Source organism: Streptomyces sp. Go-475 (assembly GCF_003330845.1).
GTDB lineage: Bacteria > Actinomycetota > Actinomycetes > Streptomycetales > Streptomycetaceae > Streptomyces.
On the sequence record NZ_CP026121.1, the window covers coordinates 6,799,368 to 6,812,239 of the forward strand.

At 73.9% G+C, this 12,872-nt stretch carries 12 protein-coding genes; 8 read left to right on the top strand and 4 right to left on the bottom strand.

Going from position 1 to position 12,872, the window contains the following annotated elements; all coding sequences use genetic code 11:
* Window positions 1–2 precede the first annotated feature (2 nt).
* Window positions 3–818 (top strand): ABC transporter permease subunit, encoded by an 816-nt coding sequence (locus tag C1703_RS31065; RefSeq protein ID WP_114257674.1) that lies wholly within the window; start codon window positions 3–5, stop codon window positions 816–818.
* Window positions 815–2,389, top strand: a complete 1,575-nt coding sequence (locus C1703_RS31070) for an ATP-binding cassette domain-containing protein (RefSeq protein ID WP_114255937.1) — start codon at window positions 815–817, stop codon at window positions 2,387–2,389. Before C1703_RS31065 ends, C1703_RS31070 begins: the two co-directional genes overlap by 4 nt.
* A gap of 3 nt (window positions 2,390–2,392) precedes the next feature.
* Here the strand turns inward: C1703_RS31070 and C1703_RS31075 are convergent, their stop codons facing one another.
* From C1703_RS31075 to C1703_RS31090, 4 genes are all read right to left on the bottom strand, one after another.
* Window positions 2,393–3,403, bottom strand: coding sequence for a lysylphosphatidylglycerol synthase domain-containing protein (locus tag C1703_RS31075; RefSeq protein WP_114255938.1), 1,011 nt, complete (start codon window positions 3,401–3,403; stop codon window positions 2,393–2,395).
* Between the two features lie 1,023 nt (window positions 3,404–4,426).
* Window positions 4,427–5,155 (bottom strand): FAD:protein FMN transferase, encoded by a 729-nt coding sequence (locus C1703_RS31080; protein WP_114255939.1) that lies wholly within the window; start codon window positions 5,153–5,155, stop codon window positions 4,427–4,429.
* A gap of 3 nt (window positions 5,156–5,158) precedes the next feature.
* Complete coding sequence (locus C1703_RS31085) at window positions 5,159–5,581, bottom strand: FMN-binding protein (protein ID WP_114255940.1); 423 nt, start codon at window positions 5,579–5,581, stop codon at window positions 5,159–5,161.
* Window positions 5,582–5,594: 13 nt separating this feature from the next.
* On the bottom strand, window positions 5,595–6,881 hold the full coding sequence (locus C1703_RS31090) for a ferredoxin reductase family protein (RefSeq protein ID WP_114255941.1): 1,287 nt from the start codon (window positions 6,879–6,881) through the stop codon (window positions 5,595–5,597).
* A 205-nt stretch (window positions 6,882–7,086) separates the two neighbouring features.
* Between C1703_RS31090 and C1703_RS31095 the strand changes: the two genes are divergently transcribed.
* The 6 genes from C1703_RS31095 (at window position 7,087) to C1703_RS31120 (ending at window position 12,859) form a co-directional block, all read left to right on the top strand.
* Window positions 7,087–7,785, top strand: coding sequence for a response regulator transcription factor (locus C1703_RS31095; RefSeq protein WP_114257675.1), 699 nt, complete (start codon window positions 7,087–7,089; stop codon window positions 7,783–7,785).
* Window positions 7,782–9,239, top strand: a complete 1,458-nt coding sequence (locus C1703_RS31100) for a HAMP domain-containing sensor histidine kinase (protein ID WP_114255942.1) — start codon at window positions 7,782–7,784, stop codon at window positions 9,237–9,239. Before C1703_RS31095 ends, C1703_RS31100 begins: the two co-directional genes overlap by 4 nt.
* Window positions 9,240–9,320: 81 nt before the next feature.
* Window positions 9,321–10,451: an ABC transporter ATP-binding protein gene (locus C1703_RS31105; protein WP_198678324.1), complete on the top strand. Its 1,131-nt coding sequence runs from the start codon at window positions 9,321–9,323 to the stop codon at window positions 10,449–10,451.
* Window positions 10,448–11,161, top strand: coding sequence for an ABC transporter permease subunit (locus C1703_RS31110; RefSeq protein ID WP_114255944.1), 714 nt, complete (start codon window positions 10,448–10,450; stop codon window positions 11,159–11,161). The genes C1703_RS31105 and C1703_RS31110 overlap by 4 nt, the downstream gene beginning before the upstream one ends.
* Complete coding sequence (locus tag C1703_RS31115) at window positions 11,158–11,823, top strand: ABC transporter permease (RefSeq protein WP_114255945.1); 666 nt, start codon at window positions 11,158–11,160, stop codon at window positions 11,821–11,823. The genes C1703_RS31110 and C1703_RS31115 overlap by 4 nt, the downstream gene beginning before the upstream one ends.
* A gap of 79 nt (window positions 11,824–11,902) precedes the next feature.
* On the top strand, window positions 11,903–12,859 hold the full coding sequence (locus tag C1703_RS31120; protein WP_114255946.1) for an ABC transporter substrate-binding protein: 957 nt from the start codon (window positions 11,903–11,905) through the stop codon (window positions 12,857–12,859).
* Window positions 12,860–12,872: the final 13 nt, after the last annotated feature.

A 12,872-nucleotide genomic window follows, 5' to 3' on the forward strand; every position in this document is an offset into this window, starting at 1 on the left:
GGGTGGGGCGGGCCCGCCTCCGGGTCGCCGTGCGGGTACTGCCCGCCCTGCTGCTCACCGCCCTCGCCCTGGCCGGCCCCTGGCTCGCCCCGCACGCCATCGACGCCCCCGTCGCCGCGCCCTACGCGGAACCCGGCGGCGGCGCCCCGCTCGGCGGGGACCAGCTCGGCCGGGACGTCCTCAGCCGGCTCCTCGCCGGAGGGCGCGAACTCGTCGTCACCTCCCTGCTCGTGGCCGTCCTGGTGACCGCCCTGGCCGCCGTCCTCGGCGCGGTCAGCGCCCTGCGCCCGGCCGTCGGGCGGATCGTGGAGCGCACCTGCGACATGCTGATGCTGCTGCCCGCCGTGCTCGGCATCCTCCTCGTCACCCTGTCCTGGCCGGACGGCGGACGGCTCGCCGTCGTCACCGCCTCCGTCGTCCTCGGCGTGCCCTACGCGGTGCGTCTGGTGGCCGGCGCGGCGGCGCCCGTGGCGGCCTCCGGGTACGTGGAGGCGGCCTCCGTCGGCGGCGAACGCCTGTGGTACCTGGTGGCCCGGGAGGTGCTGCCCAACCTGCGGGCCACCCTCCTCGCCCTGTTCGGGCTGCGTTTCGTCGCCGCCGTCTACCTCGTCGCCACCGCCGGTTTCCTCCAGGTCGGGCCGCAACCCCCGGCCGCGGACTGGGCGTTGATGATCCGGGAGAACTCCGGCGGCATCCTCCTCAACCCCTGGGCCGTCCTCGCCCCCAGCGTCGCCGTGGGCCTGCTCGCCATGAGCGTCAACCTCGCGGCCGCCGCCCTCGTCCCCGCGACCGGCCGGAAGGCGGTGCCCACGCTGTGAACCAGCACTGGACCTCTCAGAGCGACGTGCCGGAGGGAGAGCACACGGTACGGATCCACGGGCTGACCGTCTCCGCCCCCGGCGGCCGCCTCCTGCTGGACCGGGCCGGCCTGGAGCTGGCCCCCGGCCGTGTCACGGCCGTCGTCGGACCCTCCGGCTGCGGCAAGACGACCCTGCTGCGGGCCGTCACCGGTGCGCTGCCGCCGGGCACCGAGCGCACCGCGGGCACCGTCACCGTCCTCGGCCAGGACCCGCTCACCCTGCCCGCACCCGCCCTGCGCGCCCTGCGCCGCGACCGGCTCGCCTACGTCGCCCAGGACCCGGGCTCCGCCCTCAACCCGCGCATGAAGGTGCGCCGTCTGCTCGCCGAGGTCGCCGTCGACCCGAGCCCCGGGGCGATCCTCGGGCAGCTCGACGAGGTGCGGCTGCCCACCGGCGACGGCCTGCCGGACCGCCGGATCGGCGCGCTGTCCGGCGGTCAGCAACGCCGCGTGGCGCTCGCCCGCGCGCTGGCCCGCCGCCCCGCCGTCCTCCTCCTCGACGAACCCACCGCCGGACTCGACCCCGCTCTGCGCGACGAGATCGCCGACCTGCTGCGCCACCTCGCCGAACGGCACCGGATCGCCGTCGCCCTGTCCTGCCACGACACCGACCTGGTCACCCGGCTCGCCGACGACGTCGTGGACCTGACGGGCACGAACCCCCGGCCGACCGCGGGCAGCGGCCCGGCCGTCCAAGAGACGTCGTCCTCGACGGGGTCCGATTCCGGCGGGGCGTCAACTGCGGCGGGGCGTGGGGCCGCCCCCGGCCGGGGCGCGCCCCTGCTCACCGCGACCGGCCTCCGCGCCGCCCACACCCACCGCGGCCGACGCGTCCCCGTGCTGCACGGCATCGATCTCGGGCTCGCCGCCGGGGGCAGCCTGGGGGTCGTCGGGGCCTCCGGCTCGGGCAAGACGACCCTGCTGCGCACCCTCGTCGGGCTGCACCGCCCCACGGCCGGCACGGTCAGCCTGCACGGCACGCCGCTCGCCCCCGGCGCGTCCCGCCGCTCCCGCGACCAGCGCCGCCGCCTCCAACTGGTGCCGCAGGACCCGCTCGGCACCCTCAACCCGGGCCGCACGGTCGGTGCCGCCCTGCGGCGCCCGCTCCTGCTGCACCGCCGGACCGGCCGCGCGGAGGCTCCCGCCCGGGTGCGGGAACTCCTGGACCAGGTCGGCCTGCCCGCGACGGCCGCCGACCGCTACCCCCACGAGCTGTCCGGCGGGCAGCGCCAGCGCGTCGCCATCGCGCGGGCCCTGGCCGCCGACCCCGACGTGCTGTTCTGCGACGAGGTCACCTCCGCGCTCGACGCGGAGACGGCCGTCGCCGTGATGGACCTGCTGACGGAGCTGCGGGACCGGCGCGGCCTGGCCCTGGTGCTCGTCAGCCACGATCTGCGCCTGGTCGCCGACCGCACCGAGGAGCTGATCGTCATGTCCGAGGGCCGGGTGACCGAGGCCGGCCCCACGCGGCGGCTGCTCGGTACGCCGGAGGAGGGACTCGCCAGCCCCTCGGCGGCGGGGATCGAGTAGCCGTCAGAGCACCTTGCGGTGCAGGAGCGCCGACAGCACGAGGGCGCCCGGCAGCAGCGGCAGCCACACCGTCAGGACGCGGTAGCCGATGACGGTGGCCGTGGCCGTGCCCACGGGCGCTCCGAACGCGGCCATGGTGAACACCAGCGCCGCGTCCACGGGGCCGATCCCGCCCGGCGCCGGCACGGCCCCGGCCGCGGCGCCCGCCACCAGCAGCGCGAGGACCACCTGCGCCCAGGACAGCGGCAGCCCGAGCGAGAACCCGACCGTGGCGATCACGCTGCCCTGGAGCAGCGGGGTGGCCGCCGCACCGCCCCACAGGGCGAGCACACGGGCGGGGCGGGTGTGCAGCTCGCGGGCGTCGGTCAGGGCGGTGCGCAGGAAGCCGAGGGCGGGACGGCGCAGAGCCGGTACGGTCACCAGCAGCCCGGCGCCCGCGGCGAGCGCGAGCACGGCAGCGCCCGCCGCCAGGAGCAGCGTGCGGTCGTCGGGGAGGAGCGCGCCGAGCCGCAGGACGTCCGGGAACGCCACCAGGAACACCAGCAGCACCAGCGTCTTGGCGACCGGCCTGACCAGCGAGTACAGGGCGAGCGACGCGGTGGCCCGGGGGAGGGCGATGCCGCGGCGCTGCAGGAAGCGCAGCGTCACGGCGTGCGCGCCGAGGCCCGCCGGCAGCACCTGGTTCGCGGCACCGGCGGCGAACTGCGAGGCCACCAGCGGGCCGGGCGGCAGCCGCTCCGGCAGGGCGCCCTGCCGGACGCAGGCGGCGGCCACCCAGGTCAGGCAGGTGAAGCAGAACGCGGCGAGCAGCCACCAGGGGTCGGCGGCGGCCAGCCGCGCGGCACCCGCGTAGGCGGCCCGCCGGTCGACCAGGGCCCACCCCCCGACCAGCAGCAGCGGGAGCAGGACCAGGGCCGGGCGGACGAGACGGGCGGCGGGGGAGCGGCGCGGGGCGGCGGGGCAGGGGGTGGCGGGGAGCGGTGCGGGGAGTGTTTCGAGCTGGAGCTGGGACACGGCGTACGTCGTCCTTCCGCGTCACGCCCGGGGACGGGGCGGACGGATGCAGGGCGAGGCAGGGGGACGGCGGAAACGTGCCCGTCCGGTGTGACGACTCGGTGTCCGGCAGAAAAAGCGAGGCGGGCGGGAGAACGACACGGCGCGATCCGGGGCGGGCCCGGGCTCGAGGAAACGCGGTCCGGCCGGCCGCGACACACCACCGGCGCCCTGCTGCGCCCTCCGCCCGGCGCGTGCCACCGCCCGGACCGATGCGCACCCCGGCGCCCTGCTGCGCCCTCCGCCCGGCGCCTGCCACCGCCCGGACCGATGCGCACCCCGGCGCCCTGCTGCGCCCTCCGCCCGGCGCCTGCCACCGCCCGGACCGATGCGCACCCCGGCGCCCCGCACCGCCACGCACGGCCTCCGCCGCCTCCGCCGGGGAGCCCGGGCTCCGTTGGGCCTCGCCGCCTCCGCCGGGAACCCGGGGCTCTCGCAGGCCGTACGCCGTGTCCATCCTCACTGTCGGGGACCCGGGGCTTTCGCAGGCCGTACGCCGTGTCCATCCTCACTGTCGGGGACCCGGGGCTTTCGCAGGCCGTACGCCGTGTCCATCCTCACTGTCGGGGACCCGGGGCTTTCGCAGGCCGTACGCCGTGTCCATCCTCACTGTCGGGGACCCGGGGCTTTCGCAGGCCGTACGCCGTGTCCATCCTCACTGTCGGGGACCCGGGGCTTTCGCAGGCCGTACGCCGTGTCCATCCTCACTGTCGGGGACCCGGGGCTTTCGCAGGCCGTACGCCGTGTCCATCCTCACTGTCGGGGACCCGGGGCTTTCGCAGGCCGTACGCCGTGTCCATCCTCACTGTCGGGGACCCGGGGCCCCCGCAGGCCGTACGCCGTCTTCATCCCCACTGTCGGGAACCCCGGGGCCCCCGCAGGCCGTACGCCGCCTCCACCCCCACCGCCGGGAACCCCGGGGCCCCCGCAGGCCGTACGCCGCCTCCACCCCCACCGCCGGGAACCCCGGGGCCCCCGCAGGCCCTACGCCGCTTCCACCCCCACCGTCGGGAACCCCGGACTCCGCAGCACCCGTCGCTCCGCGTCCACCGCGAACACCTCGCAGTGCTCCCGGGCCGCCGCCCATCGCACGCCCTCCGGGCCGAGGGCGAACGCCGCCGTGGCGGCCGAGTCGGCCTCGGTCAGGGTGGGGGCCACGACGGTCAGGCTGAGCAGGCCGGTCGCCGGGCGGCCCGTGCGGGCGTCGAGGATGTGGTCGCCGCGCTCGTAGCGGGCGGACGTGGCGACGGCCCGGTCCGTGAGGTCCAGGACCGCGCACAGCCGGTCGGCGTGTTCCGGGTGGCGGACGCCCACCCGCCAGGGGCCGCCGGCGGCGATCACGTCGCCGCCCGCGTTGAGGCAGAAGCGCCGCGCCCCGGCCGCCGACAGCAGCTCCGCCCCCTTCTGCACCGACCAGCCCTTCACCACGGCGCAGGGGTCCAGGCCCCGGCCGGGCAGCCGGACGTCGAAGGCGCCTCCGGTCGCGGTCCGGTACTCCTCGCACAGCTCCAGGACCTCGCGGAGGTCCGGGCTCGGTGCCGTCACCTCCCCGCGGTCCAGCCGCGACACCTCGCTGTCCGGCCGGAACGGGCTGAACCGCGCGTCGACCTCCCGCAGCCACGCGAACAGGTCGTCCACCGGCGCCCCGGGGAAGCCCTCGTCGTCGATCCGGACCGACACCGGGAACCCCATGACGTGTTCGACGCGCCGCATCCGTCAGCCCTTCGCGTCGATCGCGGCCTGGAGCGACTCCTTGTAGCCGTCGCTGGTGATCGTGGCGCCGGACACCGTGTCGATGTCGGCGCTCTGCGCCCGCAGCGTCTCCTCGATCAGCTTCGGCACGGCGGCCGTGGTCTGCGGATGGTTCGGCTGCCGGAGCATCCGCACCGAGGCGATTCGGTCGCCGGAGAAGGTGACCTCGACCTGCACCGGCCCCTTCTCCGTGTCGATCGTCGACCCCGACACGACCGTGGACGTCGTGCCGCCGGGCCCTGGGGACGAGGAGACCGAGGGCGTCGAGGCCGGCGCGGCGGCCTCCGTGGCGGTCGACGACGACCCGGTGTCGTGCGACGGCGCGTACCGCCAGACCGGGATCAGGCCCGCGACGCTGAGGACGAGGACGGGCAGGGCTCGCTTCACGACAGTCTCCTCGTCATCCGGCCAGGCTGAAGCGTTCGAAGTGGAGCTGCGGCTTGGGCACGCCCAGCTCGCGCAGGCTGCCGAGCACCGCGTTCATCATCGGCGGCGGACCGCACAGGTAGACGTCCCGCCCGGCGATGTCCGGCACCAGCCGCGCCAGCTCCCCCGGCGCCAGCCGGTCGGGTACCGGCGGGCCCGTGACCAGGTGCAGTTCGGCGCCCTTGGCGACGGCGAGATCGCGCAGCTCGTCGTAGAGGACCGCGTCCTGGTCCGTGGCGACCCGGTAGATCACGACCGCGTGGCCGTGCAGTTCCTCCAGCAGGGCCCGGATCGGGGTGACACCGACGCCGCCGGCGATGAGGAGGGCGTCCGGACGGGTGCGGTGCAGGGTGGTGAAGGCGCCGTAGGGGCCCTCGGCGAAGACGCGGGTGCCGACCTTGAGGTGCCGCAGGGCGGCGCTGCCGTCGCCCGCCCGCTTGGCGGTGAGCCGGAGCGTGCGGCCGTCGGGGGCGGCGGACAGCGAGAACGGGTTCGCCTGCCACCAGCGGTCCTTCGTCAGGAACCGCCACAGGAAGAACTGCCCGGCCCGGGCGGGCAGCCGGTCCAGGTCGCGGCCGGTGACGTAGATCGAGACGACGTCGTCGTTCTCCGGGACGACGGCCGTCACACGGAACCGGTGGCGCCAGTTCCGCCACAGCGGCAGCACCAGCCGGCCCGTGAACACCGAGGCGAGGGCCACGCCCCACACGGCGTACCAGTACGTCTTCGCCGCCGCCGAGGAGGTGAACGTCGTGCCCGCCGCGACCTGGTGCGTGAACGCCAGCACCACCGCCCCATAGGTGTACAGGTGGATGAAGTGCCAGGTCTCGTAGGCCAGCCGGCGCCGGGCGGAGCGGGCCGAGACCACCCCGACCACGATGATGATCGCCAGCGCGACGATCGCCCGCAGCACGCCCTCGACCGTCTCGGCGAGGTCCACCAGCTGGTTCACCGGGTCCAGGGACGAGGCCTGCGCGTAGCCGAAGACGATGAACACGACGTGCGCCAGCAGCAGCCACAGCACCGAGAAGCCCGTCCAGCGGTGCCAGGACGTCAGCCGGTCCATGCCGATCCGCCGGTCGAACCACGGCAGCCGTGCCACCAGCAGCAGCTGGAACGCCATGAGCAACGCCCCGAACAGGCCCGTCAGCCGGCCCAGCACGATCAGCGCGTTCGACGCGAAACCGGCCTGGACGAAGAAGACGGTCACCACGACCGCGTTGGCGAGCAGCACCGCGTACAGGCCGGTGCGGCCCACCACTCTGGGCCGCACCGCCGGGCGGGTCGCCGCGGGAGGTTGATGGAGGGTCGTCACGGTCGGCAGCTCCTTGATCGGATCCTGGGATACCGAGCTTGGCCTCGGGGAGCTGTCGGAATACTGTCGCTCAACTTTCAAGTGTTTATCGATCCCGCGGCGGAGGGCCGGACGGCTAGGGGAGGCAGCACAGGTGAAGCACTATGAGCGGGTGGAAAAAGTACGACTGCTCGTCGTCGACGACGACCCGCCGATCGCCGACCTCGTCGCGACCGTCGCCCGCTACGAGGGCTGGGAGGCGGTCACCGCGTACACCGGCGAGGACGCGCTGCGGCGGGCCGCCGAGTTCCACCCGGACATCGTGGTGCTCGACCTGATGCTGCCCGGCGTGGACGGCTTCGGCGTCCTGGACCGGCTGCGCGCCTCCGGCACGATGGTGCCGGTGGTGTTCCTGACCGCGCGGGACGGTGTCGCCGACCGGGTCGCCGGCCTCACCCGGGGCGGCGACGACTACCTGGTCAAGCCGTTCGCCGTGGAGGAGCTGATGGCCCGGTTGCGGACGGTGCTGCGGCGCAGCGCCGGACCCGCCTTCCAGCGGTCCGTGCTCCAGGTCGGCGACCTCACCATGGACGAGGACACCCGCGAGGTGCGGCGCGGCGAGCGGCTGCTGTCGCTGACCCCGACCGAGTACGAGGTGCTGCGCTACCTGATGCGCAAGTCGCCCACCGTGCTCACCAAGGCGCAGATCCTCGACCACGTGTGGGAGTACGGCTTCGGCGGCCGCTCCAACGTCGTCGAGCTGGTCGTGAGCCGGCTGCGCCGCAAGCTCGACGAGACCGACGACGGCGCCGCCCCGCTGATCCACACCGTGCGCGGCTTCGGGTACGTGCTGCGGCAGGCCTCCGAGTGATCGCCCGGCTGAGGCGGACCTACCGCAGGATGCGCCTGGGCACCCGGCTGGCCCTGGGCCTCGGCGCCCTGGCGCTGGTCGTGTTCGCCGTGGTCGGCACCGCCCTGACCACGTACATGCGGGACTACCTGTCGGCCCAGCTCGACACCCAGCTCGCCCAGGCCCAGCTCGCCCAGTCCAAGAGCATCGCGGACTACGGCACCCTCTCGGGCAAGAAGTACTACAGCTGGTTCTACGCCGTGTACGACGTCAAGGACGGCCCGCCCGAGCTGCGCCGGCCCGAGGACCCGGCCGACCTGCCGAAGGACGTCGACGACTTCACGGCCCTGGCCTCCGCGCAGACCGCCGCGCACACCGAGCTGCTGCGCACCGAGCACCTCCGGGGCGCCGGCACGTACCGGCTGCGCGCCTGCGAGGTCGAGCCCGGGGTGGTCCTGGTCAGCGCCGCGCCCATGGCGGACATCGAGGACACGGTCGGGCAGCTGATCACCATCCAGGTCGTCACCTTCGCGCTCGCGCTGCTCGCCCTGGTCGTCTTCGGCCGCCGGATGCTGCGTCGCGGCCTGAAACCGCTCAGCGACATGGCGACCACCGCGCACGGCATCGCCTCGCACGACCTGACCGAGTCGGCCGCCCGGCTCCCGCTGCGCGCCGACGGCCGGGACGGCGGGCCCGAGGTGGACGAGCTGCGGACCGCCTTCAACACCATGCTGGAGCACATCGACGACTCCCTCGCCGTGCGCGCCGAGGCCGAGCAGCGGCTGCGCCGGTTCGTCGCCGACGCCTCCCACGAACTGCGCACCCCGCTGATGTCGGTGCGCGGCTACGCCGACCTCTTCCAGTACGCCGCCGCCAACGCCCCCGAGGAACGCGAACGGCACCTGGCCCGGCTGCGCGCCGAGGCCGCCCGGATGGGTGTCCTCCTCGACGACCTGCTGCTGCTCGCCCGGCTCGACGCGGCCGAGGTGGAGACCCCGCTGCGGCTGGAGGACGCCGACCTGACGGACCTGGTGGGCCAGGCCGCCGACGCCTTCCGCGCCGGACGCCCCGACCATCCGCTGACCGTGCGGACGGGTCCGCGTCCCGTGCGGCTGCGGATGGACCCGCTGCGCATCCGCCAGGTCGTCGACAACCTCCTGGCCAACGCCGCCGTGCACACCCCCGCCGGTACGAAGGTGTCCGTCGAGGTGCGTGTCACGCCCGGCACGGCCGAGGTCCGGGTCACCGACACCGGCCCGGGCATCCCGCCCGACGACCGGGACCGCGTCTTCGACCGCTTCTACCGCGTCGACAAGGCCCGCAGCCGCGACCGCGGCGGCAGCGGACTGGGCCTGGCGGTCGCCCAGTCCCTGGTCCGGGCCCACGACGGCCACATCGAGCTGCACAGCGAGCCGGGCTCGACCGTGTTCACCGTGTGCCTGCCCCGGAACGGCGTGGGCCCTGCGGACGGGTGACGACGGCCCTCTAGACTCGACCGGCGACAGCCCGTACGACCATGGCCAAAAGTCTCCGCCACACCGAAGGGCTCCGGCGTCTTGATACGGATGGAATCAGTCACCAAGCGGTACCCGGACGGCACGGTGGCGGTCGACCGGCTCTCGCTGGAGATACCCGACCGCTCGATCACCGTCCTCGTCGGACCGTCGGGCTGCGGCAAGACGACCACCCTGCGCATGATCAACCGGATGGTCGAACCCACCGAGGGAACGATCCTCCTCGACGGTGAGGACATCCAGCGACAGCCCGTCACCACCCTGCGCCGCTCCATGGGTTACGTCATCCAGAACGCCGGCCTCTTCCAGCACCGCACGATCGTCGACAACATCGCCACCGTGCCCCGCATGCTCGGCTGGGGCAAGCAGAAGGCCCGCGCCCGGGCCGCCGAGCTGATGGAGCGGGTGGGTCTGGACGCCGCGCTCGCCAAGCGGTACCCGTACCAGCTCTCCGGCGGCCAGCAGCAGCGCGTCGGCGTGGCCCGGGCGCTCGCCGCCGACCCGCCGGTGCTGCTCATGGACGAGCCGTTCTCCGCCGTCGACCCGGTGGTGCGCAAGGGACTCCAGGACGAACTGCTGCGCATCCAGGACGAGTTGGGCAAGACCATCGTCTTCGTCACGCACGACATCGACGAGGCGGTCAAACTCGGCACGATGGTCGCCGTGCTGCGCACCGGCGGGCACCTCGCCCAGTACGCGCCGCCCGCCGAGCTGCTGGCCGCCCCCGCCGACGCCTTCGTCGAGGACTTCCTCGGCGCCGACCGCGGCATCCGGCGGCTGTCGTTCTTCCCGTCCGCGCGGCTGGAGTTGACGACCGCCCCGGTGATCCCGCTCGACGCCACCGCCGAGCAGATCGCCGCCCCCGGCGCCGACCACCTCCTGGTGACCGACGCGGACGGCCGCCCGCTCGGCTGGGGCGCGCCCCGCGCCCTGACGGCCGGCGCCATCCGGCCCGCCGGACTCCTGCCCCACGGGCGGCCGTTCGTGCCGGGCACCGACTCGCTGCGGGCCGCCCTCGACTGCGCCGTGCTCTCCCCGACCGGCTGGGCCGTCGCCGTGGACGCCGACGGACGGGTGACCGGAGTGGTCTCGCAGCAGACCATCGGGGAGGCGATCCGCAGCGCCCACGCCGCCGCCGGGGCCGACGCCGACGCGGCCAGGGTCTCGTCGTGAACGGCTTCCTCGACGGCTTCTTCGACATCCCGAGCGACCTCCAGCACAGCTGGCTCGGCCTGATCGGGCTGCACCTGCGCGAGGCGCTGCTGCCGGTCCTGGCCGGGCTGCTGCTCGCGCTGCCGCTCGCCCAGCTGTGCGTCCGCTTCCGCTGGCTGTACCCGCCCGTGCTCGGCGCCACCACCATCCTCTACGCCGTGCCCTCGCTGGCGTTCTTCGTCGTCCTCATCGACTACACCGGCCAGACCGAGCTGACCGTGATGATCCCGCTGGCCGTGTACAGCCTCGTGGTGCTCGTCCCGGCCATCGTCGACGGGGTGCGGTCCGTGCCGCAGGAGACCCTGGCCGCCGCCACCGCCATGGGCTTCGGACCCGTACGCCGCTACCTCCAGGTGCAGTTGCCCATCGCCGTGCCCGCCATCATCGCCGGGCTCAGGGTCGCCACCGTCTCCAGCATCTCCCTCGTCAGCGTCGGCACCCTGATCGGCAACCAGGGCGCCCTCGGCAACCTGCTCGCCGACGCCCAGAAGTACGACCGGCCCGAACTGGCCGTGAACTCCGTGCTCACCACGGCCGCCCTGGCGATCCTCTGCGACGCCCTGCTGGTCCTGCTCCGCGTCGCGCTGACCCCCTGGATGCCGAACGGCACCCGCAGGCGCCCGAGGACGGCCGCGCGGCAACGGCCCGTGCCCGAGGACGTGATCCGGTGAACGTACTGAACTTCGTCCACGCCTTCTTCAGCGACAGCGCCCACTGGCACGGCTACGACGGCATCCCCCAACGCCTCCTCGAACACGTCCAGTACTCCGCTCTGGCGCTGGCCCTCGCCGCCGCGATCGGCCTGCCCGTCGGGCTGCTGACCGGGCACACCGGGCGGGGCGGCAACGCCCTCGCCTTCATCGCCACCGCCGCCCGCGCGCTGCCCAGCTTCGGCCTGCTGGTGCTGATCGTCATCATGATGGGCTTCGGCCTGCTGCCGGTCATGATCCCGCTGGTCATCCTCGCCGTCCCGCCGATCCTGGTGACCACCTACGAGGCGGTCCGCTCCGTCGACCCGTCCCCGGTGGACGCCGCCCGCGGCATGGGCATGCGCGAATCGCGGATCCTGTTCCAGGTCGAACTGCCCGTCGCCCTGCCGCTGATCCTGAGCGGCCTGCGCTCCGCGGCCATCCAGATCGTGTCGACGGCCACCATCGCCGCGTACGTCAGCCTCGGCGGCCTCGGCCGGTACATCGTCGACGGGCTCTACCAGCGCGACTACGAGAAGGTCGTCGGCGGCGCCACCCTGGTCGCCGTCCTGGCGCTCGTCACCCTCGCGGTGTTCTGGGCGGCGGGCCGCCTGGCCGTGTCACCGGGCGTGCGCCGACGCTGAGACCACCCGGGCAGGTCTGTAAGAAACCGTGACCAGGCCGCCCTTGACTGACCGTAAAGCGGCTGGATTGGATCGGTGGATGACTTCTACCGCGAAGAGCAGCTGGTCCAGGACGAGGCACACCGGCGCGGCGGCCGTCGCGCTCACCGCCGCGGCGGCGCTGCTCGCGGGCTGTTCGTCCGGCGACACCTCCGACAACCCCCTGGCGGGCGAGAAGGCGAAGGCCGGCACCGTCGTCGTCGGCTCCAACAACTTCGCCGAGAGCACCCTGCTCGCCGACATCTACGGGGAGGCCCTCAAGGCCAAGGGCATCAAGGTCACCTACAAGCACAACATCGGCAGCCGCGAGACGACGTACGGCCTGATGAAGAACGGCTCCGTCACCGTGCTGCCGGAGTACAACGGCTCGCTGCTGGCCTACCTGGACCCCAAGGCCGAGCAGAAGTCCGCCGAGGCGGTCAACGAGGCCGTCAAGGCCAAGCTGGACAAGAACCTGACGCTGCTGCAGTCCTCGCCCGCCGAGGACAAGGACTCGGTCACCGTCAACGCCCAGACCGCGAAGAAGTACAAGCTGACGTCCTCCTCCACCCTCGCGGACCTCAAGGACGCCGCGCCGGACCTGGTGATCGGCGGTTCGCCCGAGTTCCAGACCCGGCACCAGGGCCTGGAGGGCCTGAAGTCCGTGTACGGCCTGGAGTTCAAGTCCTTTAAGGCGCTCGACGCGGGCGGCCCGCTGACCCAGGCGGCGCTGACCCGGAACACCGTGCAGGCCGCGGACATCTTCACCACGGACCCGACCATCGTGAAGGAGAAGTTCGTCGTCCTGAAGGACCCGGAGAACCTCTTCGGGTTCGCCAACGTGACCCCGCTGGTCCACAAGGACGGCCTGCCGAAGGAAGGCGCCGACGCGCTCGACGCCGTCTCCGCCAAGCTGGACACGAAGACGCTCCTGGAGCTGGACGCGCAGGTGCAGTTGGAGAAGAAGGACCCGCTGGACGTGGCCAAGGCGTGGCTGAAGCAGGCGGGTCTGGCCTGACCGCGCCGCCCGT